Here is a 26047-nt window from a genome sequence, read left to right on the forward strand (position 1 = left end):
ATGCGCCTCGGACCGGGACAGACGGCCGTCGTCACCGGCGCCGCAGGCGGTATCGGCCTCGCCATGGCCCGCCGCTTCGCCGCGGAAGGGCTGACGGTCGTGCTCGCCGACGTCGAGGAGGCCGCCCTGCGCAAGGCCGCCGGGGAACTCGCCGCGGACGGGGCGCGGGTCCTCGCCAAGACCGTCGACGTCAGCGACCGCGACTCCGTGCTCGCCCTCGCCGACGCGGCGTACGAGGCCTTCGGCGCCGTCCACGTGCTCTGCAACAACGCGGGCGTCGGCTCCGGCGCCGAGGGCCGGATGTGGGAGCACGAGCCCAACGACTGGAAGTGGGCCTTCTCCGTCAACGTGTGGGGCGTCTTCCACGGTATCCAGGCCTTCGTACCCCGCATGATCGCCGGCGGCGCCCCCGGCCACGTCGTCAACACCTCCTCCGGCGACGGCGGCATCGCCCCGCTGCCCACCGCCTCCGTGTACGCCGTCACCAAGGCCGCCGTGGTCACCATGACCGAGTCGCTCTACGCCCACCTCAAGGCGGAGGGCGCGGCCGTCGGCGCCTCCGTGCTCTTCCCCGGACCGCACATGCTGCGCACCGGGCTGTGGGAGTCCCACCGCAACCGGCCCGAGCGGTACGCGAAGGAGCGCCCGCGCAGGACCCCGTACCGCAGCCTCGACCAGTACGAGGCCGCGATGAAGCAGGCCGGCCACGAGGTGAACTTCACCCCGGTCGAGGAGGTCGCGGAGCACGTCGTCGACGGCATCCGCGCCGACCGCTTCTGGATGCTGCCGCCGAGCGAGCACAGCGACCGGCAGATCCGCGCCCGGTCGCAGTCGATGCTCGACCGCACCGACCCCGCCTACCTGGAGAGCTTCATCCTCGACTGAGGAGCGTCCGCCATGAGCGACAGCACGAGCGAGACCACGAGCGACAGCCCGAGTGAGACCGTGAGCGGCACCCCGAGCGGCACCCCGAGCGGCACCCCGGGCGGCACCACGAGGGACGCCCCGTACGAAGACCCGTACCTGATCATCTCCTCCGACTGCCACGCGGGCCTGCCGACGGAGCAGTACCGTCCCTACCTCGACTCCCGATTCCACCGCCAGTTCGACGAGTTCCTCGGCCAGCGCGACGCCCGCCGCGCGGAGGCCACCCGGCTGGGCGTCCGCAACGAGGCCTTCGCCGAGAAGTGGTTCCACGATCACGAGGAGGGCCTCCGGGGAGGCTGGGACACGGGCCGGCGGCTGAAGGAACTCGACGGCGACGGCGTGGCCGCCGAGGTCGTCTTCCCCGACGCGGACGCCGTCGACAGCCAGACCGCAGCCCCCTTCGGCGTGGGCCTCGGACTCTCCGGCGACCAGGACCCCGAGCTCGGCATGGCGGGCGCGCAGGCGCACAACCGCTGGCTGGCCGAGTTCGTCTCGCAGACCCCCGAACGCCACTGCGGCGTCGCACTGCTGCCCATCACGGGTGAGCCGGCCAAGGTCGTCGCCGAGATCCACCGGGCCAGGGAGTCCGGGCTGGGCGCGCTGATGATCCCCGCCATGTGGGTGGACAAGGCGCCCTATCACGACCGCCGCTACGACCCCGTCTGGGCGGCGGCGGCCGAGACACGGATGCCGATCGTCACCCACTCCGGCTCGTCGCCGCGCCACGAGTACGGCGACCACCTGGGCATCTTCGTCTCCGAGGTCACCTGGTGGCCGGCCCGCCCGCTGTGGTTCCTGCTCTGGTCGGGGGTGTTCGAACGGCACCCGGGCCTGCGCTTCGGGGTCGCCGAGTCGGGCTGCTGGTGGCTGCCGAACCAGCTGTGGTTCATGGACCGGCTCTACCTCGGCGCGCACGGCGGCAAGAAGCTCTCGCCCTTCGAGGAGCTGAAGCGGCCGCCGAGCGAGTACCTGGACCGCCAGGTCTTCGTCTGCGCGACCAACACCAAGCGGCGCGAACTGGCCCAGCGCTACGAGATCGGCGTCGACAACATCCTGTGGGGCTCGGACTTCCCGCACCCCGAGGGCACCTGGCCCGACACCCGGAACTGGCTGCGCCGGACCTTCCACGACATCCCGGTCGACGAGACCCGGCGGATGCTCGGGCTCGCCGCGGCCGAGGTCTTCGGCTTCGACACCGCGAAGCTGGCCCCGATCGCCCGCCGGATCGGCCCCACCCCGGCCGCGCTGGGCCAGTCCCCGGACCAGGCGGCGGTGGCGGCCTCCTGGGCACGCTCGCGCGAGGTGGGCCGGCACTGGCTGACGGACCATGACTTCCCGGTCCTGGGGGTCGCGCGGTGACCGGCCATGACGACAACGGCCGGGAGAGCCGCGACAACGGAGGCAAGGGCGGCAGGACCGGCAGGACCGGCAGGACCGGCAAGGGCCGCGATGACGACCGCTACACGGTGATCTCGGCGGACTGCCACGCGGGCGCCGACCTCCTGGACTACAAGCCGTACCTGGAGAAGCGGTACCACGACGACTTCGATGCCTGGGCCGCCACGTACGTGAACCCGTACGAGGACCTCCTCGCGGACACGGCGGACCGCAACTGGAACTCGGCGCGGCGCCTGGCGGAACTGGAGGCCGACGGCATCGTCGCCGAGGTCGTCTTCCCGAACACCATCCCGCCGTTCTTCCCCAAGGCCTCCCTGATGGCGCAGCCGCCGACGGCCGCCGAGTACGCGATGCGCTGGGCCGGCCTGCAGGCCCACAACCGCTGGCTGGCGGACTTCTGCGCGCACGCGCCGGGCCGGCGGGCGGGGGTCGCACAGATCCTCCTCAACGACGTCGACGCGGCGGTGGAGGAGATCCGCCGCACGAAGGAGGCGGGCCTGACGGGCGGGATCCTGCTCCCCGGGGTGCCGCCCGGCTCCACGGTTCCCGAGCTGTACTCGGCCGCGTACGACCCCGTCTGGGCGGTGTGCGACGAACTGGACGTCCCGGTCAACCACCACGGAGGCTCGGCCTCGCCGCCGCTCGGCGACGAACCGGCGGCCCGGGCGGTCTTCATGGTGGAGACCACCTGGTTCTCGCACCGCGCCCTGTGGCACCTCGTCTTCGGCGGGGCGTTCCGTCGCCACCCGGGTCTCAAGCTGGTCCTGACGGAGCAGGGCTCGGGCTGGATCCCGGGTGTACTGGAGATGCTGGACTACTACCACGGCCGCCTGGTCGCGGCCTCCTCCACCGCCGAGTCCAAGTTCGGGGCGGGCCTCGCCGAGGCGATGGGCAAGGGCCCGAGCGAGGTCTGGCGGGACAACTGCTTCGTGGGGGCGAGCTTCATGCGCCCCCACGAGGTGCCGCTGCGGGACCGGATCGGCCTCGACAAGATCATGTGGGGCAGCGACTACCCCCACGACGAGGGCACCACGCCGTACTCCCGCGAAGGCCTCCGCATCGCCTACGCGGGCCTCCCGCAGGACGAGGTCGCCGCGATGGCCGGCGGCAACGCGGCCCGCGTGTACGGCTTCGACCTCACCCTGCTGGACGCCCTCGCGGCCGAGCACGGCCCCCTGGTCTCGGAGATCGCCGAACCCCTCACGGAGATCCCCCCGGACGCCACCAGCCCGGCCTTCGCCAAGGGCGGCTCGGTCCGCGTCTGGTAGCCGCTGCGCTCCCGCCGGGGCGCTTCAGCAGGACCTGAGCTTCCCCGGCGGGAAGAGGCCGCTTCCCAGCACAGGGACGGGGCGGACCTGACCAGGGTGCTCGCCGCCGCACCCGCGACCCGTCAGAGAACCGCCTCGAAACCTGTCATTCCCCACCCTCCCCGAACCGTCGGTAACCTCGATGGATACCGATCGGTAACAACCTCTAGCGGCAGCCCTGAAGGCGCCTCTATGGTGCGGACATGCCGAACCTGCCCGATGTCGTGCTGTGGTCCATACCCGCCTTCGTGCTGCTCACCGTCATCGAGCTGGTGAGCTACCGGCTCCATCCCGACGAGGACGCGGCCGGATACGACACCAAGGACGCCGTCACCAGCATCGGCATGGGGCTCGGCAGCATCGGCTTCGACCTCCTCTGGAAGATCCCGGTGGTCGCGGTCTTCACCGCCGTCTACGAACTGACCCCGCTGCGCGTGCCGTTGCTGTGGTGGACCATCCCCCTGATGCTGCTCGCCCAGGACTTCCTCTACTACTGGCAGCACCGCTGCCACCACGTCATCCGCATCCTGTGGGCCTGTCACGTGGTCCACCACAGCAGCCGGAAGTTCAACCTCACCACCGCCCTGCGCCAGCCCTGGACCAGCGCCACGACGTACTGGTTCTACCTGCCGATGGTGGCCGTCGGGGTGCACCCGGCCGTGGTCCCGTTCTGCTACGGCATCAACCTGCTCTACCAGTTCTGGGTCCACACCGAGCGGATCGGGAAGCTGCCGCGGGCCTACGAGTACGTCTTCAACACCCCGTCCCACCACCGCGTCCACCACGCCTCCCAGGGCGGTTACCTGGACCGCAACTACGGCGGCATCCTGATCGTCTGGGACCGGATGTTCGGCTCCTGGGTGGGCGAGACCGACAAGCCCGTCTACGGGCTCACCAAGAACATCAACACCTACAACCCGCTGCGCGTGGCCACCCACGAGTACGCCGCCATCGCCCGGGACGTACGCGCCGCCCGGAGCTGGAGCGAGCGGGCCGGCCGGGTCTTCCGCGGCCCCGGCTGGCAGCCCGCCACCGCCCCGCTGCCCGCACCGGCATCCGCCCCGGACGACGCCACCGCCGCCCAGGCCAAGGCCGCCGCGCCCGCGAACGCCGCGCGAGCCGTCGCCGCCCAGGCCAAGGCCGCCGCGCCCGCCGCCGACCCGGCCGTACAGGAGAGCACCGCGTGAGCACCGCAGAGTCCACCGGCCGGCCCGCCCCCTCCTGGGCCGCCGGCCGGACGGCGCCCGGCCGGGCCAGGCTCGGCCGCGTCGCCCTCGCCGCCTTCGCCGTGGCCGCCGCCGCGGACCTCGTGTCCCTGCTGGCCGACTGGCACCTCGGGCACGTCATCGCCAAGCCGCTGCTGATGCCGCTGCTGGTCGGGTACGTGATCACGCGCGGCGCGCCCCGGCTGCTGGTCGCCGCGCTGCTGTTCGGCTGGGGCGGGGACCTGGCCCTGCTCTTCGACGCCGAGGCCGCCTTCCTCGCCGGCATGGGTTCCTTCGCCGTCGGACACGTCTGCTACCTCGTCCTCTTCGGCAAGCGGCCGGCGAACCCGCTGCTCGGGGGCGCCTACACCCTGGCCCTGCTCGGCACCGTCGCCCTGCTCTGGGCCGACCTGCCCGCAGACCTGCGGATCCCCGTGGCCGGCTACAGCCTGCTGCTCACCGCCATGGCCTTCCGCTCCAGCGCCCTCGGCCTGCGGGCCGGCATCGGCGGTGCGCTGTTCCTGCTGTCCGACACCCTGATCGCCACCGGCGTCGCGGAATGGCCGCAGCTGCCCCGCCCGGACTTCTGGATCATGGCCACCTACCTCGCCGCCCAGTACCTGCTGGCGACCGGCGCGACCACCCGCGAGGCAGGCGTACCGTAGGACGGCCGCCAGTCGTACAAGACTGAACCATTTCGAGCCGGAGGACTGCACCACCATGCGCGCCACCGTCATCCACGCCCCGCACGACATACGCGTGGAGGAGGTGCCCGACGCTGCCATCCAGCGGCCCGAGGACGCCGTCGTCCGCGTCCTGCGCGCCTGCATCTGCGGCAGCGACCTGTGGGCCTACCGCGGTGAGGCCGAGCGCCGGCCGGGCCAGCGCATCGGCCACGAGTTCCTGGGCGTCGTCGAGGAGACCGGCCCGGCCGTCTCCGGCGTACGCGCCGGAGACCTGGTCGTCGCGCCCTTCATGTGGTCGGACGGCACCTGCGAGTACTGCAAGGAGGGCCTCTACACCTCCTGCGACCACGGCGGCTTCTGGGGCTCGGTCGGCCACGACGGCGGCCAGGGCGAGGCGGTGCGCGTCCCGCACGCCGACGGCACGCTGGTCAAGCTGCCCGCCGAGGCCGTCTCCGACGACCACCTGCTCACCGGTCTGCTCGCCCTCTCCGACGTCATGGGCACCGGGCACCACGCCGCGCTGGGCGCGGGCGTGCGCCCGGGCGCGACGGTCGCCGTGGTCGGCGACGGCGCCGTCGGCCTGTGCGGGGTCCTCGCCGCCCAGCGCCTGGGCGCCGAGCGGATCATTGCACTGGGCCGTCACACCGCCCGTACGGACATCGCCCGGCTCTTCGGGGCCACCGACGTCGTCGCCGAGCGCGGCGAGGCCGCCGAGGCGGCCGTGCGCGAGCTCACCGGCGGCCGCGGCGCTACTTGCGTCATCGAGGCGGTCGGCACCGAGCAGTCCATGCGTACGGCGGTGAACGTCACCCGCGACGGCGGCGCCATCGGCTACGTCGGCGTCCCGCACGGCAGCGGCACCGGCCTCGACCTCGGCGTCATGTTCGACCGCAACATCACCCTGCGCGGCGGTGTGGCCCCGGTCCGCGCCTACATCCCGGAGCTGCTGGAGGACGTGCTCAGCGGGGTGATCGACCCGGCGCCCGTCTTCGACCGCGCCGTGTCCCTGGACGAGGTCCCGGACGGCTACCGCGCCATGGACGACCGCAGCGCGCTCAAGGTACTGATCAAGCCCTGACCGGGGCGAGGGGGACGCCGCAGTGACGGACGGGCCGGGCGGGGAGTTCCCCCGCCCGGCCCGTCCGTCACGGTGAGCCGTACTACTTCACGGCCTTCAGGGCGTCCACGACGCCGTAGCCGTAGTAGCCGGTCTGGCCCCACTTGGCCTGGCAGGTGGTGGCGTTGATCAGCGCGCCCGTGGCGTCGTAGATCTGCGCCGGGCACGTGGCCTTGGTGGACTGCGCCTTCAGCATCGACTGGAGCTGGGAGGGCGTGGCCGACGGGTGGGCGCTCTTGAGCAGCGCCGCGACGCCCGCGACGTGCGGGGCGGCCATCGAGGTGCCCTGCTTGTACCCGTAGCCGCCCGGGACGGTCGACAGCACGCGTCCGTTGGCGTCCGGGGTGGCCGGGACCTGCCACTTGTCGCCGCCGGGGGCCGCGACGTCCACGACTCCGAGGCCGTAGCTGGAGTAGTAGGAGCGCAGGCCCTTGTCGCCGGTCGCGGAGACGGTGACCACGCCCGGCAGCTGCGTGGGCAGGTCCAGGCAGACCTTCGGGTCGATGGTGCGGGTGACCGGGGTGGTGTCGTTCGGGCTGGTGGTGTCCTCCAGGGTGGCCGCGGCCAGGTCCTGGTTGGAGTTGCCGGCCGAGGCGACGTGCAGGGTGCCCTTGCGCTCGGCGTACTTGGTGGCCCGGCCGATGGCCTCCACCAGCGCCTTCTGGTCGTCGTCGGTCTTGCAGTTGAAGAGCCACGGGTCGACGTAGTAGCTGTTGTTGGTCACCTCGATCCCCTTCTCGGCGGCGAACATGAAGCCGCAGACGACCGCCTCGGTGTAGAAGAGGCTGGTCCCGGGCTCACTCACCTTGATCGCGGCTATCTTCACGCCGGGCGCCACACCGCTGATGCCGACGCCGTTGCGCGGGGCGCCGATGGTGCCGGCCACGTGGGTGCCGTGGTCGCTGCCGTCCGGGTACGGACGCCAGGCGCCCTCGGTGGTGTCGGCGACGCCGCCGACGCAGTTGGCGGACTGGCCCTTGGAGAAGTTCGGGGCGAGATCGGGGTGGGTGTCGTCCACACCCGTGTCTATGACGCCCACGGTGACGTCCTGGCTGCCATCGTTGATCTTGTGAGCCTCGTCGGCCTTGATCGTCCGCAGGTCCCACTGGTTGGGCTCCAGGGGCTCCTGACCCTCCTGGGCCTGCGCCGCCGCCTTGGCGGCGTCCGCCTCGCTCAGCCGCTGGGTCGCACCCTCGTCGGTGGTCTGCACCGCCTGCATCGGGGCCGTCCGGGTGGCGCCGACGGACACGAACAGCCCACGCTGGGCGCGCAGCTGCTTGGCGAAGTCCGGGTTCTGGGAGTGTGCGACGACGACCCCGATCTGCTCATAGGCCGTCACCACCGTTCCGCCGGCCCGCTCGATGGCCTTCTTCGCCGCCTTCACCGTGGCGTAGGCGTTCAGGTTCGCCACGTAGGACAGCTTGGGGCCCTCGGCCGTGGCCTTCGGAGCCGTCGCCGTGCCCGCGGCGCCGTCCAGCGAGGCGGCGGAGGCCGACACCGAGGGCAGCAGGGCGAGCGAGGCGGTGAGCGCCAGGCCGACCGGTACGGCGAGGGCACGCCGGCGGGCGGATCCCAGATGAGCCATGGGTTCTCCAGATCATCGTGAAAAAGCCGTCCGCGCGCGGTCGCGCCGGACGGGTCCATGACAAGTGAACCTAGTGCCGCCGTTCCCCTTTCCGCCATCAGTTCGAGAAATCAGTTCCGGAAGAATCCCCGGGCGTTGAACCGTCCCGACACGCCGGCCGTGCCGTTGACAGAGGGGGCTCAGCGCCATCGACCCCCCACACGGAGGTTGCTTTGTCCGTCGTCCCCACCGCACCCGCGTCACAAGGAGATTCCCCCGTGACCACCGAAGCAGCGCCGCCCCCGGGCAGCGCGGGAACGCCCCTGGCGGGCCCCACGGCCGATGAGTTCGTGAGCGTCCAGCAGAGCCCCGAGTTCACCGAACTCCGCCGCTCCTACCGCTCCTTCGCCTTTCCGCTCACCGTGGCCTTCATCGCCTGGTACCTGCTCTACGTCCTGCTGTCCAACTACGCGGGCGGCTTCATGGGGACCAAGGTCTTCGGCAACATCAACGTCGCCCTGGTGCTCGGCCTCGCCCAGTTCGCGACGACCTTCCTCATCGCCTGGCTCTACGCGCGCCACGCCGCCGCCAAGCTCGACCCCCGGGCTGCGGCCATCAAGGCGCGGATGGAGGCCTCCGAATGAGCGGAGCGCACCACCTGACGACGGTCACGGTCGCGGCCGGCGCCTCCGAGCACCGCCCGCTCATCATCACCCTGTTCGGGCTGTTCGTCGTCGCCACCCTGATCATCACGGTCTGGGCCGGACGCCAGACCAAGGACGCCGCGGACTTCTACGCGGGCGGCCGCCAGTTCACCGGATTCCAGAACGGCCTCGCCATCTCCGGCGACTACATGTCCGCCGCGTCCTTCCTGGGCATCGCCGGAGCGATCGCCCTCTTCGGCTACGACGGCTTCCTCTACTCCATCGGCTTCCTCGTCGCCTGGCTGGTCGCCCTGCTGCTCGTCGCCGAGCCACTGCGCAACTCCGGCCGCTACACGATGGGCGACGTGCTCGCGTACCGGATGCGCCAGCGGCCCGTCCGCACCGCCGCCGGCACCTCCACCATCGTGGTCTCGATCTTCTACCTGCTCGCCCAGATGGCCGGAGCCGGCGTCCTCGTCTCCCTGCTCCTCGGCATCACCAGCGACGGCGGCAAGGTGGCGGTCGTCGCGCTCGTCGGCGTCCTGATGATCGTCTACGTGACCATCGGCGGCATGAAGGGCACCACGTGGGTTCAGATGATCAAGGCGGTCCTGCTGATCGCGGGCGCCCTGCTGATCACCCTCCTGGTGCTGGTGAAGTTCAACTTCAACGTCTCCGACCTGCTGGGCAAGGCCGCCGAGAACAGCGGACAGGGCGCCAAGTTCCTCGAACCGGGCCTGAAGTACGGCAAGGACGCGACCTCGAAGCTGGACTTCCTCTCCCTCGGGCTCGCCCTCGTCCTCGGCACCGCCGGCCTCCCGCACATCCTGATCCGCTTCTACACCGTGCCCACCGCGAAGGCCGCCCGTAAGTCCGTGAACTGGGCCATCGGCATCATCGGCGCCTTCTACCTGATGACCATCGCCCTCGGCTTCGGCGCCGCGGCCCTGCTGGAGCGCGCAGACATCCTGGCCTCGAACAAGGCCGGCAACACCGCCGCACCCCTGCTGGCCCAGGCCGTGGGCGGCGGCGCGGACTCCACCGGCGGCGCCGTCCTGCTCGCCGTCATCTCCGCCGTCGCCTTCGCCACCATCCTCGCCGTGGTCGCGGGCCTCACCCTCGCGTCCTCCTCGTCCTTCGCCCATGACCTGTACGTGAACGTGATCCGCAAGGGCAAGGCCACCGAGCAGGAGGAGGTGCGCGCCGCCCGCTGGTCCACGGTCGTCATCGGCGCCGTCGCCATCGGCCTGGGCGCGCTGGCCCGCGACCTGAACGTGGCCGGCCTCGTCGCGCTCGCCTTCGCGGTCGCCGCCTCCGCCAACCTGCCGACGATCCTCTACAGCCTCTTCTGGAAGCGCTTCAACACCCAGGGGGCGCTCTGGTCGATCTACGGCGGGCTGGTCTCCGCCGTCGGCCTGGTGCTCTTCTCCCCGGTCGTGTCCGGCAAGCCGACCTCGATGTTCAAGGACGCCGACTTCTTCTGGTTCCCCCTGGAGAACCCGGGCATCATCTCCATCCCTCTCGGCTTCCTCCTGGGATGGCTGGGAACCGTCCTGTCCAAGGAGAAGGCGGACCCGCAGAAGTTCGCCGAGCTGGAGGTGCGCTCCCTCACCGGAACAGGGGCGCACTGACATCGTCCGAACACCCAGCGTGGCCGTGTCGTAGGGACCTACGACACGGCCACGTTACGTCTCGTTCATTTGGGCATCACGGAACGACACATGCGTCACGTAGTCTCGAAATAGAACGCGTGGAGTAGCTCCAATGTCGCGCGTATGTCTACTTCCGGACAGGGGAGGGGGCCCACAGTGCTTCTCGACACCTATGGCCGCGTGGCCACTGACCTGCGCGTCTCGCTCACCGACCGGTGCAATCTGCGCTGCACGTACTGCATGCCCGAAGAGGGCCTCCAGTGGCTCGGCAAGTCCGACCTGCTCACCGACGACGAGATCGTCCGGCTGATCCGGATCGCCGTCACGCAGCTCGGCATCACCGAGGTCCGCTTCACCGGCGGTGAACCGCTGCTGCGACCCGGCCTGGTCGGGATCGTCGAGCAGTGCGCGGCCCTGGAGCCTCGCCCCAAGATGTCGCTCACCACCAACGGCATCGGTCTGGGGCGCACCGCGCAGGCCCTGAAGGCCGCCGGCCTGGACCGGGTGAACGTCTCCCTGGACACCCTGCGGCCCGAGGTCTTCAAGACCCTCACCCGCCGCGACCGGCACAAGGACGTCATCGAGGGCATGGCCGCGGCCCGCGAGGCCGGCCTGACCCCCGTCAAGGTCAATTCCGTGCTCATGCCGGGGCTCAACGACGACGAAGCCCCCGACCTGCTGGCCTGGGCCGTGGAGAACGAGTACGAGCTCCGCTTCATCGAGCAGATGCCCCTCGACGCCCAGCACGGCTGGAAGCGCGACGGCATGATCACCGCCGGGGACATCCTGGAGTCCCTGCGCACCCGCTTCACGCTCACCGAGGAGGGCGCCGACGAACGCGGCTCCGCCCCGGCCGAGCGCTGGGTCGTCGACGACGGCCCCGCCACCGTCGGCGTCATCGCCTCGGTCACCCGCCCGTTCTGCGGCGCCTGCGACCGCACCCGGCTCACCGCCGACGGCCAGGTGCGTACGTGCCTGTTCGCCACCGAGGAGTCGGACCTGCGCTCCGCGCTGCGCTCGGGCGCCCCGGACGAGGAGATCGCCCGGCTGTGGAAGGTGGCGATGTGGGGCAAGAAGGCCGGCTCCGGCCTCGACGACCCGTCCTTCCTCCAGCCCGACCGCCCCATGTCCGCGATCGGCGGCTGACCCCGCCGCTGCCGAAGTGGCGGAGGCCGCTCGGTGGCAGCCGGTACGCACCGGCCGCCACCGCGGGTCAGCGCGGGCGCTCGGAGCCCTCCGGCTGCACCCACTCGTCGAGCTTCACGACGTCCTTGAGGAAACCGCGGACCCCCAGGAACTGCGAGAGGTGTTCGCGGTGCTCCTCGCAGGCCAGCCAGGTCTTGCGCCGCTCCGGCGTGTGCAGGGTCGGGTTGTTCCACGCGAGGACCCAGACGGCCGCGTCACGGCAGCCCTTGGCCGAGCAGGTGGGGATCTCTTCGGGGGCGGGGGAGTCGGAGGAAGTCACGACCTCACCCTAGAGGGTGAACCGAACGTCGCACGGAAGGGCGACGCCGAGCAGCCACGGGGGGAGCTGCCCGGCGTCGGTCCGTCGCTCCGACGGGGGATGCGGAGCGCGTGAGCAGTATGTCACGCAGGACCCGGTGCGGTGCACCGGAACTTCATGATTGATCTGAGGTTTTCTTGAGGTTTCCCGCGTCCAGCGCCGGGCGGACGGGAGACGGGACGAAATGGGAGGGCAGCGACGGCGCCGACTCGCGGCCCGCGTTGGCGATGACCACGGCGATGTAGGGGAGCAGGGCCCCGGCCACCAGCGTCACGACGGCCACCGGGCGCGACACGTTCCACAACACCACGGTCGCGATGACCGACAGGGTCCTGACGGCCATCGAGATCACATAGCGGCGCTGACGGCCCCGCACGTCCTCGGCGAGCCCCATCCGGGCGCCGGTGATCCGGAAGACCTCGGCCCCGTTCCGCTTCTGCCGCTTCACCCGTTCCATGTCCTACCACCCGATCGCCGGCCGGGCCTTCCCCGGCCCGGACCCTTCCACGGTACGCGGCCCCCGCCGCCGAGGGGACAGCGGGACCCCCGGGAGCGCCGCCCGAAATGCGTGGTACGCCGGACGGGCCGACACTGGGCGCACGTGCGCACACCGCGCCAGGAGGAGGCTGGACATGAGCTGGTTGTGGGCGATCATCGTCGGTTTCGTGCTCGGGCTGATAGCCAAGGCCATCCTGCCGGGCAAACAGCACCAGCCCCTCTGGCTGACCACGCTGATGGGCATCATCGGCAGTGTCGTCGGCAACGCCGTCGCCGGATGGATCGGGGTCGCCGACACCCGCGGTATCGACTGGACCCGCCACCTGCTGCAGCTCGCGGGCGCGGTCCTCTTCGTCTTCCTGGGCGAGATGGCCTACAAGGCGATGCGCGGAGGCAGCCGCCAGATGACCTGAGCCGCCGCCGGGGCACCAGCGGTGCCCGCGGCACATGACGGAGGGGCCGGCCGGACCGTGACGTCCGAACCGGCCCCTCCGCCGTGCGCGTACGGGACGGGTCAGGCGCCGGTGACCTCGACCGCCGCCAGGTTCTTCTTGCCCCGGCGCAGGACCAGCCAGCGCCCGTGCAGCAGGTCCTCCGTGGCGGGGACCGCGTCCTCGGCGGTGACCTTCACGTTGTTCACGTAGGCGCCGCCCTCCTTCACGGTCCGGCGGCCGGCCGACTTGCTCGCGACCAGACCCGTCTCCGCGAAGAGGTCCACCACCAGGGCCGGCTCCGCCACCTTGGCGTGCGGCAGCTCGGACAGGGCTGCGGCCAGCGTGGCCTCGTCCAGCTCCGCCAGGTCGCCCTGGCCGAACAGCGCCCGCGACGCGGCGATCACGGCGGCGCACTGGTCGGCGCCGTGCACCAGCGCGGTCAGCTCCTCGGCGAGCGCCCGCTGGGCGGCGCGCGCCTGCGGCCGCTCGGCGGTCTGCGCCTCCAGCTCCTCCAGCTCCTCACGGGACCTGAAGGAGAGGATCCGCATGTAGGTGGAGATGTCCCGGTCGTCCACGTTCAGCCAGAACTGGTAGAACGCGTACGGGGTGGTCATCTCGGGGTCGAGCCAGACGGCCCCGCCCTCGGTCTTGCCGAACTTGGTGCCGTCCGCCTTGACCATCAGCGGGGTCGCCATCGCGTGGACGTGCGCGTCCGGCTCGACCCGGTGGATCAGGTCGAGGCCGGCCGTCAGGTTGCCCCACTGGTCCGAGCCGCCCTGCTGCAGGACGCAGCCGTGGCGCCGGTACAGCTCCAGGAAGTCCATGCCCTGGAGCAGCTGGTAGCTGAACTCCGTGTAGCTGATGCCCTGGTCCGACTCCAGCCGCTTGGCGACCGAGTCCTTCGTCAGCATCTTGTTGACCCGGAAGTGCTTGCCGATGTCCCGCAGGAACTCGATGGCGGACATGCCCGCCGTCCAGTCCAGGTTGTTGACCATGACCGCGGCGTTCTCGCCCTCGAAGGACAGGAACGGCTCGATCTGCGAGCGCAGCCGGTTCACCCACTCCGCGATGACCGCGGGGTCGTTCAGGGTGCGCTCGGCGGTCGGACGGGGGTCACCGATCTGACCGGTGGCCCCGCCGACCAGCGCGAGCGGCCGGTTGCCCGCCAGCTGCAGCCGCCGCATCGTGAGCACCTGCACCAGGTGGCCGACGTGCAGCGAGGCGGCGGTCGGGTCATAGCCGCAATAGAACGTGACCGGACCGTCCGCGAAGGCCTTGCGCAGCGCTTCTTCGTCGGTGGACTGGGCGAAGAGCCCGCGCCACTTCAGTTCGTCGACGATGTCCGTCACGGTCTCTCGACTCCTTACGATTTGTGGAAATGCCGTGCTCAGTCTAGGTGGGTCAGACGCCCTTGCTCACCGAACTCATGTTGAAGTCCGGGATGCGGACAGGCGGCATCGCGGCCCGGGTGAACCAGTCGCTCCACTCGCGCGGCAGGGTCCTCTCCGTCCGGCCCGCCTCCGAGGCCCGCGACAGCAGGTCCACGGGGGACTCGTTGAAGCGGAAGTTGTTCACCTCGCCCACGACCTGGCCGTTCTCCACCAGGTAGACGCCGTCCCGGGTCAGGCCCGTGAGCAGCAGCGTCGCCGGGTCCACCTCGCGGATGTACCACAGGCAGGTCAGCAGCAGGCCCCGCTCGGTGTCCGCGACCATCTCGTCGAGGGACTTCTCGCCGCCGCCGTCCAGGATCAGGTTCCCGAAGCCGGGGGAGACCGGCAGCCCGGTCAGGCCGGCCGTGTGCCGGGTCGTCGACAGCCGGGCCAGCTCGCCCTCGCGGATCCACTCGGTCACCGGGACCGGCAGGCCGTTGTCGAAGGCCGAGACGTCGTCGCCGGAGCTGTGCGCGATGACGAACGGCGCGGACTCCAGGCCCGGCGCGTTCGGGTCGCTGCGCAGGGTCAGCGGCAGGTCGGTGAGCCGCTCGCCGAGCCGCGTGCCACCGCCGGGCTTGGAGAAGACCGTACGGCCCTCCACCGCGTCGCGGGCCGACGCCGACCACATCTGGTAGATCAGCAGGTCCGCCACGGCCGTCGGCGGCAGCAGGGTCTCGTACCGCCCGGCGGGCAGGTCGATCTTCCGCTCCGCCCAGCCCAGGCGTACGGCGAGCTCCGCGTCCAGCACGGTGGGGTCCACGTCCTTGAAGTCCCGCGTGCCGCGGCCGGCCCAGGCCGAACGCCGGCGGTCGGGGGACTTCGCGTTGAGCTCCAGGGTGCCGTTGGGCTGGTCGTGGCGCAGCCGCAGGCCCGTGGAGGTGCCGACGTACGTGGAGACCAGCTCGTGGTGGGCGAAGCCGTACAGCTCCCGGCCGCCCGCCCGGGCCCGGGCGAAGGCCTCGCCGAGGGCCGGGGCGAAGTCCGCGAACACGGCGGAGGTGGTCTCGGCCGGGGCGTCGGTGAAGTCCGGCGAGGCCGGGGTCCCGGTGACCAGGGGCTGGGCGTCCTCGGCGGGGCCGGCGCCGCGCGCGGCCGCCTCGGCGGCCCGCACCAGGGGTTCCAGGTCGTCCGCGGTGACGGCGGAGCGCGAGACGACCCCCGAGGCCGTGCCCTCCTTGCCGTCGACCGTGGCGATGACCGTCAGGGTCCGCCCGCGGGTGACGCCGTTGGTCGTCAGGGCGTTGCCGGCCCAGCGCAGGTTGGCGCTCGACTCCTCGTCGGCGATGACGACGCAGCCGTCGGCGGTGGACAGCTCCAGGGCCCGCTCGACGATCTCGTGCGGCTTGGTCGATCGGCTCATCGGCCGGCCTCCTGCGTGGTGTTCAGACTGTGCTGTCCCGGGGGGCGACCCCCGGACCCCCGGCAGATCTCGCGGTGGTCGTGCGTGGTCATCGGCCGGCCTCCTGCGTGGTGTTCAGGATGTTCACGTCGCGGAACAGCGCGGACGGGCAGCCGTGCGAGACGGCCGCGACCTGGCCCGGCTGGGCCTTGCCGCAGTTGAAGGCGCCGCCCAGGACATAGGTCTGCGGGCCGCCGACCTTCTCCATCGAGCCCCAGAAGTCGGTGGTGGTGGCCTGGTAGGCGACATCCCGCAGCTGCCCGGCCAGCCGGCCGTTCTCGATCCGGAAGAACCGCTGCCCGGTGAACTGGAAGTTGTAGCGCTGCATGTCGATCGACCAGGAGCGGTCGCCGACCACGTAGATCCCGCGCTCCACCCCGCCGATGAGGTCCTCGGTCGACAGTCCGCCGGGATCCGGCTGGAGCGACACGTTCGCCATGCGCTGGACGGGTACGTGCCCGGGGGAGTCGGCGAAGGCGCAGCCGTTGGAGCGGCCCAGCCCGGTGAGCTTCGCGATCCGCCGGTCCAGCTGGTAGCCGACCAGGGTGCCGTCCCTGACCAGGTCCCAGCTCTGCGCCTGGACGCCCTCGTCGTCGAAGCCGACGGTGGCCAGCCCGTGCTCGGCGGTGCGGTCGCCCGTCACGTTCATGATCGGAGAGCCGTACCTGAGTTTGCCCAGCTGGTCGAAGGTGGCGAAGGAGGTCCCGGCGTACGCGGCCTCGTAGCCCAGCGCCCGGTCGAGTTCGGTGGCGTGGCCGATGGACTCGTGGATGGTGAGCCACAGGTTGGACGGGTCGACCACCAGGTCGTAGCGCCCGGCCTGGACGCTCGGCGCCCGCATCTTCTCGGCGAGCAGGCCGGGGATCTCCTCCAGCTCGGCGTTCCAGTCCCAGCCGGTGCCGGTCAGGTACTCCCAGCCGCGGCCGGCGGGCGGGGCGATGGTGCGCATCGAGTCGAACTCGCCGGTGGCGGCGTTGACGGCGACCGCCGTCAGCTGCGGGTGGATCCGGACCCGCTGCTGTGTGGTCGTGGTGCCCGCGGTGTCGGCGTAGAACTTGTTCTCGTGCACGGCGAGCAGCGAGGCGTCCACGTGCGCGACGCCGTCGGCCGACAGCAGCCGGGAGCTCCAGTCGGCGAGCAGCGCCGCCTTCTCCGCGTCCGGCACCTCGAAGGGGTCCACCTCGTAGGCGGAGATCCACGTCCTGTCCGCGTGCACCGGCTCCTCGGCGAGCTCCACCCGCTCGTCGGAACCGGCGGCCTTGATCACCTGGGCGGACAGCTTCGCCATGGCCACGGCCTGCGAGGCCACCCTGGCGGCGGCGTCCATGGTCAGGTCCACGCCGGAGGCGAACCCCCAGCTGCCCCCGTGCACGACGCGGACCGCGTAGCCGAGGTCGGTGGTGTCGGACCCGCCGGAGGGCTTGGCGTCGCGCAGTCGCCAGGAGGCGCTGCGGATCCGCTCCAGCCGGAAGTCGGCATGCTCGGCGCCCAGCGCGCGGGCCCGGGCGAGCGCCGCGTCGGCGAGCGCCCGCAGGGGCAGCGCGGTGAATGCCGCGTCGATGGAATGGGGCACGGAAGTCCTCCCGGGGTCGGGGACGGTCGCCCCGATCATGTCGCGATCGGGGCCCTTGTGCCTACATCTTTCTGTAGGGACTCGACAGAGCCCGCCGCGAGGCCCTGTCGGGGGTCGATTCCCCGTACGAGCTGCGCGACCTATAGGTTTTCGGTATTCAGACCGCTAGCGAAAGGGTGATCCGTTGAGCCGCTCGGTTCTCGTCACCGGAGGAAACCGGGGCATCGGCCTCGCCATCGCCCGAGCCTTCGCGGAGGCCGGCGACAAGGTCGCGATCACGTACCGGTCGGGTGAGCCGCCGCAGGCCCTCACCGAACTCGGTGTCCTGGCGGTGCGGTGCGACATCACCGACTCCGAGCAGGTGGAGCAGGCCTACAAGCAGATCGAGGACGCGCACGGCGCGGTCGAGGTGCTCGTGGCCAACGCCGGCATCACCAAGGACACGCTGCTGATGCGGATGTCCGAGGAGGACTTCGCCTCGGTCGTGGACACCAACCTCACCGGCACCTTCCGGGTGGTCAAGCGCGCGAACCGCGGCATGCTCCGCGCGAAGAAGGGCCGCGTCGTCCTGATCTCCTCGGTCGTCGGGCTCCTCGGCTCGGCGGGGCAGGCCAACTACGCCGCCTCCAAGGCCGCGCTGGTCGGCTTCGCCCGCTCGCTCGCCCGCGAGCTGGGCTCCCGCAACATCACCTTCAACGTCGTCGCGCCCGGCTTCGTGGACACCGACATGACGAAGGTGCTCACCGACGAGCAGCGCGCGGGGATCGTGGCGCAGGTGCCCCTCGCCCGCTACGCGCAGCCCGAGGAGATCGCGGCAGCCGTCCGCTTCCTGGCGTCCGACGACGCCGCGTACATCACCGGAGCCGTCATTCCCGTTGACGGCGGATTGGGCATGGGTCACTGATCACCATGAGCGGAATTCTCGAGGGCAAGCGCATCCTCATCACGGGTGTGCTGATGGAGTCCTCCATCGCCTTCCACACGGCCAAGCTGGCGCAGGAGCAGGGCGCCGAGGTCATCCTCACCGCGTGGCCGCGCCCGTCCCTGACGGAGCGCATCGCGAAGAAGCTGCCCAAGCCGGTCAAGGTGATCGAGCTCGACGTCACCAACGACGAGCACCTGGCCCGCCTGGAGGGCCTCGTCCGCGACGAGCTCGGCGGCCTCGACGGTGTCGTGCACTCCATCGGCTTCGCGCCGCAGGACGCCCTCGGCGGCAACTTCCTGAACACTCCGTTCGAGTCGGTCGCCACCGCCATGCACGTCTCGGCGTTCTCGCTGAAGTCGCTGACCATGGCCTGCAAGCCGCTCTTCCCGGCCGAGGGCGGTGCCGTCGTCGGCCTCACCTTCGACGCGCAGTTCGCCTGGCCGCAGTACGACTGGATGGGCCCGGCCAAGGCCGCCCTGGAGGCCACCAGCCGCTACCTGGCCCGCGACCTGGGCAAGGAGAACATCCGCTGCAACCTGGTCTCGGCCGGTCCGATCGGCTCCATGGCCGCGAAGTCCATCCCGGGATTCGGCGAGCTGGCCGAGGTCTGGAACACCCGCTCCATGCTGTCGTGGGACATGAGCGACCCGGAGCCGACCGGCCGTGGCGTCGTCGCCCTGCTGTCGGACTGGTTCCCGAAGACCACCGGTGAGATCGTCCACGTGGACGGCGGCGTGCACGCGATGGGTGCCTGACCCCGGTCAGGACCCCGGGTCCGTACGGCGGCGGCCGCGTCTCCCCTCCGGGAGGCGCGGCCGCCGCCGCTTCCGTGTCCGCCCGCGGGCCGGGCCGTCGGCGTGACCTTCGCTCGCATGTTCACCGGCCGACCGGATCTTCCCGAGTCGAAAACCATGACGGATGCCTGCAAACTGGCCAAGTCGGGATCTTCCCGGCTCCGGCGGGGAGGAGGCACGGGTGCGCACCAGGCCGAGCCGAGCGGTATCGATACTGGTCACATCGGTGATCGTGACCGGACTCCTGATCCCGGCCGTCGCCGCGCAGCCCTCCGGGGACGAGCAGGTGCCCGGCTCAGGGCCCGCCGCGCCGGCCGTCGTGGACCTCGCCGACATCCCCGCCGAACCGCCCGTGCAGCCCTCCCCGCCCGCCACCCGTGAACTCTTCGGCGCCGACTGCGCCACCACCGTCGAGGGCTCCCAGGTCACCGCGCACTGCCACAACGCCTACCCGGAGACCGACCTGGTGAGCCTGCACGTCGAATGCGACCGCTGGTGGGACGTGGACGGCGACGGCGCGGCCGTGGCCGTCGGCCCGGCCGGCCGGGCCGAGCTCACCGCCCGCTGCTGGAAGGAGGTCCGCGCGGCCTGGGTCAGCCACCGGCGGCCGTGACCGCACTCCCCGGCGCGTCCTTGCCCAGGCATACGAAGGGATAGCCCGCGGCCTCCGAGGCCGCCGCGTCCCCGTCCCCGCGCCGGATCGCCTCGATCAGCCGGGCGTGGTCGAGATGGGCGGCGGGATCCAGCACGGTGCCCACGTCGGCCCGCAGCCAGTCGGCCACCAGCTCGCCCAGGTCCGCGTACAGCTCGATCAGCACGTCGTTGTGCGAGGCCGTCACCACCGCCATGTGCAGGCTGACGTCCGCCGCCACGAAGACCTCCGCGTCCCCGCCCGCCCAGGCCTCCTCGCGGCGCGCGAGCAGGGCGTCCAGCTGGACCAGGTCCCGTTCCGTACGCCGCTCCGCCGCCAGCCGGGCCGCCGAGGACTCCAGCGTGGAGCGGAGCTCGGCGATGTGCCTCGGCTCGGCCCCGGCGAACCGCCGGTGCATGACGCCGGCCAGCTCGCTGGTCGCGATGACGTACGTGCCCGAGCCCTGCCGGATGTCGAGGAGGCCGTTGTGCGCCAGCGCGCGCACGGCCTCGCGCACGGTGTTGCGGGCGACGCCCATCAGCTGCACGAGCTCCGGCTCGGTGGGGATGCGCGAGCCGACCGGCCACTCGCCGGAGGTGATCTGGTTGCGCAACTGGGCGATCACCTGATCGACGAGCGCGGAGCGCCGGGGCGAGGTCAGCGGCATGGGTTCCTCTCACGTGCGGCTGCGGCCGCGGCTGCGGTGCGCGTGGCCAGTGTGGCGGACGGCAGGAGTGCCGGAGCGACGGACGACGACTGGACAACCAATCATCCCATGATTCTATGATGGCGGAATGTCCGACGAAGAAACCAAGACGCGCACCCGGCCCGCCGCGGACCGCGCCACGGTCCCCGCCCCGCCCGCGACGGCGCAGCCGGCCTGGCTCGGCCCGGTGCTCATCGTCGGAATCGTGCTGGCCGCCCTCAACCTGCGCCCCGCCATCACCAGCCTCGGTGCCCTCTTCGAGGAGACCCGCACCGGCCTGGGCATGAGCGGCACCGTCGCCGGACTGATCACCTCCGTCCCGGCCCTGTGCTTCGCCGTCTTCGGCGTCACCGCGCCCCGGCTCTCCCGCCGCTTCGGCCCGGTCGCCGTCGTCTGCGCCGGCATGGCCGCCGTCGCCGCCGGACTGCTGATCCGCCCCTTCGCCGACGGCGCCGCCGGCTTCCTCGCCGCCAGCGCCCTGTCCCTGGCCGGCATCGCCCTCACCAACGTCCTGCTCCCGGTGATCGTCAAGCGCTACTTCCCGGACCGGGTCGGCACCATGACCGGCCTCTACTCCATGGCCCTCGCCGCCGGCACCTCGCTCGCCGCCGCCGCGACCGTCCCGCTGACCGACGCCCTCGGCGGCGGCTGGCGTACCGGCCTGCTGATGTGGGCCGCTCTCGCGCTGGTCGCCGTACTGCTGTGGCTGCCCATCGCCCGGGCCGCCCGGCGCACCGACCGGGCCCAGGCCGCCGCCGTCGGCTCCGGCGCGGGCGCGGCCGTACGCACCGACGCCGGCCCGCGGGTCGCCCGCAGCCGTACCGCCTGGGCCCTGGCCTGCTACTTCGGCCTCCAGGCCACCGGCGCGTACATCACCATGGGGTGGCTCCCGCAGATCTTCCGCGACGCCGGGGTCTCCGCCTCCACCGCCGGCGTGCTCCTCGCCGTCACCATGGTCATGGGCGTCCCGCTCGCCTTCGTCATCCCCAGCCTCGCCGGCCGCATGAGGAACCAGGGGGCCATCGCCGTCACCCTCGGCGTCTTCGGCCTCACCGGCTACCTCGGGCTCTACTTCGCCCCCGCCGCCGGAGCCTGGGCCTGGGCGGTCCTGCTCGGCGTCTCCAACTGCGCGTTCCCCCTCGTCATCACCATGATCGGGCTGCGCGCCAAGTCCCCGGCCGGGGTGGTCAGGCTCTCCGCCTTCGCCCAGAGCACCGGCTACCTCATCTCCATCCCCGGCCCGCTCGTCATCGGCACCCTCTACCAGCACAGCGGAGGCTGGGACCTGCCGCTCGCCCTGATGGCGGGCCTGCTCGTGCCGCAGATCGCCCTCGGTGTCCTGGCGGGCCGGGACCGCACGATCGAGGACGAATGCGGCATGCGAGACTGACCCGCATGTCTCCCGTACTCGAACCGAACCCCGAGGGCGGCCGCCGGAAGCTCGGCCTCGTCCTCGGCGCCATGCTCGTCGTCTCCGTGATCATCTCCGTCATCGCGACGATCGCCTCTCCCTGACGACCGTGCCCGTGACACCGGCCGCCGCCCGGGACAGTAGGGGTATCCCCACCGTCCCCTAGGGGGCCAGGCTCAGGGGCAAGTGGGGTGTGCCCCGGATGGGAACCGCCGTCCCGGATCCATAGATTCGCAAGGGCAGCGAGCCAGTCCGGTCCACACACCCACGGAGGCGGCCATGTCGGCCCCCACGCACCCACGGTCCCTCCCGCCCACCCGCCGTGTGCGCACCGCGACCACCGCGAGCACCCGGCTGCACTGGTGGGCGCTGGCCCTGCCCGCACTCGCCTTCGGCCTCCTCCTGCTGCTCCTCGCCGGATCCGCCGAGGCCCACGCGGCCACCGGCGAGGTCTCCGGCCTCGTCCAGGTCGCGCAGCAGCTCCTGCGCGCCGTCGGCTGACCTCCCGAGCGCCCCTCATCACCTGGGACGAGCCCCCTCAACCCCCTGCGCCCCACGGCCCGTTTCATGCGAAGCTGGGAGCCATGAGCGCAGACACACCCCGCAGGATCGCCCTCCTCCGGCATGCCAAGGCCGACTGGCCCGATGTGTCCGACCACGACCGTCCGCTGGCGGAACGGGGCCGCAAGGACGCACCCGCCGTCGGTCTGAAGCTCGCCGAGACCGGCATCGTCTTCGACCTGGCCCTCTGCTCCACCGCCGCGCGCACCCGCGAGACCTGGAAGCTCGCCGTCCAGGAGATGCCGCACCGGCCGAAGACCCACTACGAGGAGCGGATCTACGACGCCTCGCCGGGTGAGCTCATCGCCCTGCTGAACGAGACCTCCGACGAGGTCTCCGACCTCCTCGTCATCGGCCACAACCCCGGCATGCACGCCCTCGCCGACGCCCTCACCGGGCGCGCGGAGGGCGACACCCTGGCACGGATGACCCGTACCGGATTCCCGACCGCGGCGCTCGCCGTCCTCTCCTTCACCGGCTCGTGGAAGTCCCTGGAGCACGGGGTGGGCACGCTGCTGGACTACTGGACGCCCAAGGGGCACTGACCCCCAAGGGGCACTGACCCCCGAGGGGCCCCCGGGGGGTACCGGCCGGCGCCGCACGTGCAGGGGCCCCGGCAGCCGCACCGGCCGCCGGGGCCCACTCATGTCCGGGACCGGGGTGCCTCGCGCACCCGTGACGGTCGGGAGGGTCAGGCCAGGTCGGCGGCCTCGACCTCCTCGCGGGTGATCCCCAGCAGGTACAGCACCGCGTCCAGGAACGGCACGTTCACCGCCGTGTGCGCCGCCTCGCGGACCACCGGCTTGGCGTTGAAGGCCACGCCCAGCCCGGCCGCGTTCAGCATGTCCAGGTCGTTGGCGCCGTCACCGATGGCAACCGTCTGGGCCAGCGGCACCCCGGCCTCGGTGGCGAAGCGGCGCAGCAGCCGGGCCTTGCCCGCCCGGTCCACGATCTCCCCGGTGACCCTGCCCGTCAGCTTCCCGTCGACGATCTCCAGGGTGTTGGCGGAGGCGAAGTCCAGCCCCAGCCGCTCCCGCAGGTCGTCCGTCACCTGGGTGAAGCCCCCGGAGACCACGCCCACCTGGTAGCCGAGCCGCTTGAGCGTACGGATCAGGGTCCGTGCCCCCGGCGTCAGCTGCACCTCGGCACGGACCTTGTCGACGACGGACGCGTCCAGGCCCGCCAGCAGCGCCACCCGGGCGTGCAGCGACTGCTCGAAGTCCAGTTCGCCGCGCATGGCCCGCTCGGTGACCTCGGCGACCTCGGCCTCGCACCCGGCGTGCGCGGCGAAGAGCTCGATGACCTCGTCCTGGATGAGGGTCGAGTCCACGTCCATGACGACCAGGCGCTGCGCCCGGCGGTGCAGGCCGGCCGAGACCACGGCGATGTCCACGCCGATGTGCGCGGCGGCCGTGGCCAGCGCGGTGCGCAGCGGCTCGGTCTCCACGCCGGAGACGGCGAACTCCACCGCGGTCACCGGGTACTTGGCGAGCCGGAAGATACGGTCGATGTTGCCGCCGGCCCCGGTGATCTCCGCGGCGATGGCGGCCGTGGACTCGGCGGTGAGCGGATGCCCGAGCACGGTGACATGGGACCGGCCGCTGCCGCGCGGCCTGTTGTCACCGGTGCCGGAGAGGATCTCGGCCTGCAGCTTGAGCGACTCGGCCCAGCTGTGGACGGTGGCCCGCAGGTCGCCCTCGCTGCCGCCCACGGGCTTGGTGACGAGGGCGCACAGGACGATGCGGCCACGGGTGACGACCTGCTCGATGTCGACGACGTCGACGGAGTAGGCGGCGAGGGTGTCGAACAGCCCGGCGGTGATCCCGGGACGGTCCTTGCCGAAGATCTTGACGAGGAGGGTGGGGACGTCGGAGGTCTGCGATGCGCTCATGGTGCCCTCACCGTATCTTCCCGGCTCCCGGGACAGGACCCCCGTCCCATTTCCTGAACGTGCCGCGCCGCGCCCGGCCGTCACCGCGGCGGGGGCGGCGGACCCGGTGGTTCCGGTGGAGCCGGCGGGGGCGCTGGGGGCGGCGGGGGCGGCGGGGCGCCCGGCGGGGGCGGCGGAGTGAAGGGCGGCCGCTGCGGGGGCCGGGTGCGCCGCGGCGGATGCGGCGGGATGCCGGTGACCGTCACGTCCCAGGAGACGTCCGGGTCCAGGTACGCAAGCGCCCACCCGGGCGGCCCTCCCGGCCGGCCCGGCCCGTCCCGGCCGTCCCGACCGGCGCCGTACGGGGCTGTGGGCGGGCCGGGATCCACCGGGGCCGGCCAGCCGGTAGCGCCCGCGGCCGGCGGCCAGGGCGGCCGGCCGGCCGGATCCGGAGCCGGGACGGCCGCCGGACGGCGCCGGCCCGCCAGCACCGCACCCGCCGCACCGGCCACCGCACCCCACGCCGAGCCCAGCAGCAGCGCGTACGGGACGTCCCCCCGCAGCTCCACCCCGGCGTCCAGCATGTCCACGCCCAGCACCGCCAGCGAGGCGTCGGCCGACAGCCGCGTCAGCCGCACCAGCACCGCCAGGGCCACCCCGGTGGCCGCCCCCAGCCGCACCGCACACCCCACCACGCCCCGCCCGGGAGTCCGTACGGCCGCCAGCACGCCCGCGGCGAGCAGCAGCAGCGACGCGCCCAGCACCAGCAGCCAGACCCGCCCGTCGTACTCCGCGAGCCGGGCCACCGTCACCGGCTCCCGCACGGAGCCCGACAGCAGGTCGTCCAGCGGATCGGGCAGCAGCCGCGCCGGCTCGCCCGAGGCCCCGCCGCGCAGCGGCACGAACAGGCCCAGCAGCACCCCCAGCCAGCTGCCGTTCGGCGCGCCCAGCAACGCGGCGCCCATCACCCGCCCGGGGTGTTCGTCGTCCGCCGCCGCCCACACTGCTGAGGCCAGCCCCGCCGCCACCGCGACCAGCAGCGCCGTCACCACCGCCGAGGCCGCGGGCCGCACCCGGGCGAGCGCGGCGGGCCCGCGCCGCGAGACCAGCAACGCCACCGCGAGCACGGCGAGCGCCCACACGCCCGCGCCCAGCAGGGTCGGCCCGGGCACCACGGAGAAACCCACCCGGGTCCGCGCCTCGATCAGGTCCCCGACGCGGTCCGGGAGAAGCCCTCCGACGTCCCCGATCCCCGGCACCTCGACCTTCACCGGGACGCGGGTGCCCGGCAGGCTCGCGCCGTCGAGGGTGACCACGTCGTGCCCGGCCCACGCCAGCCCGCCCGCCGTCGCGACGAGCAGCGTCGTGAACGCCACGACCCGGGCGGCCGTCTCGCCCGGCCCCGCGCCGGCCCGCAGCGAGCGCAGGAACACCCCCGCCAGCACCAGGGCACCGGCGAGCGACACCCCCAAGGGCATGACGTCCAGCGAGGTTTCGGCCCCCGCCCCGGCAACTCCGAAGACCGAGACGTCACCCGAGGGGTCCACGGTTCCACCGACCGCGAGGACCACCACGGCCGCGGTCATCGGCACGGGCGAGCCCCCTGCGGCGTCGGCGCCCAACAGGTGCAGCCCCAGGCCGGCCACGCCCGCCATCACGATCAGGGACCAGCCCACGGCGGCCACGGCGGACAGGAACACGTCTCCCCAACGGATGCGGCGCACGCGGCGACCCCCCGATGCATGCCGAGCGGTATGCGACGGAACTCCCGGGCGAGAAGTCCCGTATCTCACTCTCCGGGTGACTTT

Annotated in this window: 26 protein-coding genes; 17 read left to right on the forward strand and 9 right to left on the reverse strand. The window is 72.2% G+C overall.

Translation table 11 applies throughout. From position 1 onward, the window contains the following. From AAT21_RS05190 to AAT21_RS05215, 6 genes are all read left to right on the forward strand, one after another. Window positions 1-885: an SDR family NAD(P)-dependent oxidoreductase gene (locus tag AAT21_RS05190; protein WP_046775429.1), complete on the forward strand. Its 885-nt coding sequence runs from the start codon at window positions 1-3 to the stop codon at window positions 883-885. Window positions 886-897: 12 nt separating this feature from the next. Beyond that, entirely contained in the window at window positions 898-2286 is a 1389-nt protein-coding gene (locus AAT21_RS05195) for an amidohydrolase family protein (protein WP_235438678.1), read from the forward strand. A 107-nt stretch (window positions 2287-2393) separates the two neighbouring features. Beyond that, window positions 2394-3593 (forward strand): amidohydrolase family protein, encoded by a 1200-nt coding sequence (locus AAT21_RS05200; RefSeq protein ID WP_046775634.1) that lies wholly within the window; start codon window positions 2394-2396, stop codon window positions 3591-3593. A gap of 242 nt (window positions 3594-3835) precedes the next feature. Continuing rightward, window positions 3836-4819, forward strand: coding sequence for a sterol desaturase family protein (locus tag AAT21_RS05205; protein ID WP_046775430.1), 984 nt, complete (start codon window positions 3836-3838; stop codon window positions 4817-4819). After that, window positions 4816-5502 (forward strand): lysoplasmalogenase, encoded by a 687-nt coding sequence (locus AAT21_RS05210; RefSeq protein ID WP_052757639.1) that lies wholly within the window; start codon window positions 4816-4818, stop codon window positions 5500-5502. The genes AAT21_RS05205 and AAT21_RS05210 overlap by 4 nt, the downstream gene beginning before the upstream one ends. 55 nt (window positions 5503-5557) lie before the next feature. Then, window positions 5558-6601 carry a zinc-dependent alcohol dehydrogenase family protein gene (locus AAT21_RS05215; protein WP_046775431.1) on the forward strand — a complete coding sequence of 348 codons (1044 nt, stop codon included), beginning with the start codon at window positions 5558-5560 and terminating at the stop codon, window positions 6599-6601. Window positions 6602-6683: 82 nt separating this feature from the next. Here the strand turns inward: AAT21_RS05215 and AAT21_RS05220 are convergent, their stop codons facing one another. Then, complete coding sequence (locus AAT21_RS05220) at window positions 6684-8225, reverse strand: S8 family serine peptidase (protein ID WP_046775432.1); 1542 nt, start codon at window positions 8223-8225, stop codon at window positions 6684-6686. Window positions 8226-8482: 257 nt separating this feature from the next. Between AAT21_RS05220 and AAT21_RS05225 the strand changes: the two genes are divergently transcribed. The 3 genes from AAT21_RS05225 to moaA all read left to right on the forward strand — a co-directional run bounded on the left by AAT21_RS05225 (window position 8483) and on the right by moaA (window position 11646). Beyond that, on the forward strand, window positions 8483-8848 hold the full coding sequence (locus tag AAT21_RS05225; RefSeq protein ID WP_046775433.1) for a DUF485 domain-containing protein: 366 nt from the start codon (window positions 8483-8485) through the stop codon (window positions 8846-8848). Then, complete coding sequence (locus AAT21_RS05230; protein ID WP_046775434.1) at window positions 8845-10479, forward strand: solute symporter family protein; 1635 nt, start codon at window positions 8845-8847, stop codon at window positions 10477-10479. Before AAT21_RS05225 ends, AAT21_RS05230 begins: the two co-directional genes overlap by 4 nt. Before the next feature lie 177 nt (window positions 10480-10656). Beyond that, window positions 10657-11646, forward strand: coding sequence for a GTP 3',8-cyclase MoaA (moaA, locus tag AAT21_RS05235; RefSeq protein ID WP_046775435.1), 990 nt, complete (start codon window positions 10657-10659; stop codon window positions 11644-11646). A 67-nt stretch (window positions 11647-11713) separates the two neighbouring features. On the opposite strand, the gene AAT21_RS05240 is transcribed toward moaA, so the two are convergent. Both AAT21_RS05240 and AAT21_RS05245 read right to left on the reverse strand, forming a co-directional pair. Next, on the reverse strand, window positions 11714-11965 hold the full coding sequence (locus AAT21_RS05240) for a hypothetical protein (protein WP_030962190.1): 252 nt from the start codon (window positions 11963-11965) through the stop codon (window positions 11714-11716). A gap of 154 nt (window positions 11966-12119) precedes the next feature. Next, the gene (locus AAT21_RS05245; RefSeq protein ID WP_046775436.1) at window positions 12120-12461 is read right to left on the reverse strand and encodes a DUF3099 domain-containing protein; all 342 of its coding nucleotides are present in this window, start codon (window positions 12459-12461) and stop codon (window positions 12120-12122) included. A 175-nt stretch (window positions 12462-12636) separates the two neighbouring features. Here AAT21_RS05245 and AAT21_RS05250 point away from each other — a divergent pair, with 175 nt between their 5' ends. Continuing rightward, entirely contained in the window at window positions 12637-12915 is a 279-nt protein-coding gene (locus tag AAT21_RS05250; RefSeq protein ID WP_046775437.1) for a GlsB/YeaQ/YmgE family stress response membrane protein, read from the forward strand. A gap of 101 nt (window positions 12916-13016) precedes the next feature. Here AAT21_RS05250 and tyrS read toward each other — a convergent pair whose 3' ends face one another. From tyrS to AAT21_RS05265, 3 genes are all read right to left on the reverse strand, one after another. Further along, window positions 13017-14285 (reverse strand): tyrosine--tRNA ligase, encoded by a 1269-nt coding sequence (gene tyrS, locus AAT21_RS05255; protein WP_046775438.1) that lies wholly within the window; start codon window positions 14283-14285, stop codon window positions 13017-13019. A gap of 52 nt (window positions 14286-14337) precedes the next feature. Then, window positions 14338-15729, reverse strand: coding sequence for a metallopeptidase TldD-related protein (locus AAT21_RS05260; RefSeq protein WP_046775439.1), 1392 nt, complete (start codon window positions 15727-15729; stop codon window positions 14338-14340). An 88-nt stretch (window positions 15730-15817) separates the two neighbouring features. Then, the gene (locus tag AAT21_RS05265) at window positions 15818-17341 is read right to left on the reverse strand and encodes a TldD/PmbA family protein (protein WP_046775440.1); all 1524 of its coding nucleotides are present in this window, start codon (window positions 17339-17341) and stop codon (window positions 15818-15820) included. Window positions 17342-17525: 184 nt separating this feature from the next. Between AAT21_RS05265 and fabG the strand changes: the two genes are divergently transcribed. From fabG to AAT21_RS05280, 3 genes are all read left to right on the forward strand, one after another. Then, complete coding sequence (gene fabG, locus AAT21_RS05270; protein ID WP_031148971.1) at window positions 17526-18245, forward strand: 3-oxoacyl-[acyl-carrier-protein] reductase; 720 nt, start codon at window positions 17526-17528, stop codon at window positions 18243-18245. Between the two features lie 5 nt (window positions 18246-18250). Continuing rightward, entirely contained in the window at window positions 18251-19021 is a 771-nt protein-coding gene (gene fabI, locus AAT21_RS05275) for an enoyl-ACP reductase FabI (protein WP_030849743.1), read from the forward strand. A gap of 220 nt (window positions 19022-19241) precedes the next feature. Continuing rightward, on the forward strand, window positions 19242-19673 hold the full coding sequence (locus AAT21_RS05280; RefSeq protein ID WP_063838062.1) for a hypothetical protein: 432 nt from the start codon (window positions 19242-19244) through the stop codon (window positions 19671-19673). Here AAT21_RS05280 and AAT21_RS05285 read toward each other — a convergent pair. Next, entirely contained in the window at window positions 19654-20358 is a 705-nt protein-coding gene (locus AAT21_RS05285; protein ID WP_046775441.1) for a FadR/GntR family transcriptional regulator, read from the reverse strand. The genes AAT21_RS05280 and AAT21_RS05285 overlap by 20 nt on opposite strands. Window positions 20359-20485: 127 nt before the next feature. Between AAT21_RS05285 and AAT21_RS05290 the strand changes: the two genes are divergently transcribed. The 4 genes from AAT21_RS05290 to AAT21_RS05300 all read left to right on the forward strand — a co-directional run bounded on the left by AAT21_RS05290 (window position 20486) and on the right by AAT21_RS05300 (window position 22914). After that, complete coding sequence (locus AAT21_RS05290; RefSeq protein WP_046775442.1) at window positions 20486-21787, forward strand: CynX/NimT family MFS transporter; 1302 nt, start codon at window positions 20486-20488, stop codon at window positions 21785-21787. A 5-nt stretch (window positions 21788-21792) separates the two neighbouring features. Further along, window positions 21793-21912, forward strand: a complete 120-nt coding sequence (locus AAT21_RS39630; protein WP_257855467.1) for an SGM_5486 family transporter-associated protein — start codon at window positions 21793-21795, stop codon at window positions 21910-21912. A 175-nt stretch (window positions 21913-22087) separates the two neighbouring features. Next, window positions 22088-22309 (forward strand): hypothetical protein, encoded by a 222-nt coding sequence (locus AAT21_RS05295; protein ID WP_046775443.1) that lies wholly within the window; start codon window positions 22088-22090, stop codon window positions 22307-22309. Window positions 22310-22392: 83 nt separating this feature from the next. Beyond that, window positions 22393-22914 carry a SixA phosphatase family protein gene (locus tag AAT21_RS05300; protein WP_046775444.1) on the forward strand — a complete coding sequence of 174 codons (522 nt, stop codon included), beginning with the start codon at window positions 22393-22395 and terminating at the stop codon, window positions 22912-22914. A 146-nt stretch (window positions 22915-23060) separates the two neighbouring features. On the opposite strand, the gene serB is transcribed toward AAT21_RS05300, so the two are convergent. Continuing rightward, the gene (gene serB / locus AAT21_RS05305) at window positions 23061-24260 is read right to left on the reverse strand and encodes a phosphoserine phosphatase SerB (protein WP_030962207.1); all 1200 of its coding nucleotides are present in this window, start codon (window positions 24258-24260) and stop codon (window positions 23061-23063) included. Window positions 24261-24340: 80 nt separating this feature from the next. Beyond that, entirely contained in the window at window positions 24341-25963 is a 1623-nt protein-coding gene (locus AAT21_RS05310) for a streptophobe family protein (protein WP_327152715.1), read from the reverse strand. Window positions 25964-26047 lie beyond the last annotated feature (84 nt).

It is taken from the genome of Streptomyces yangpuensis (assembly GCF_001005295.1).
Taxonomy (GTDB): Bacteria; Actinomycetota; Actinomycetes; order Streptomycetales; family Streptomycetaceae; genus Streptomyces; species Streptomyces yangpuensis.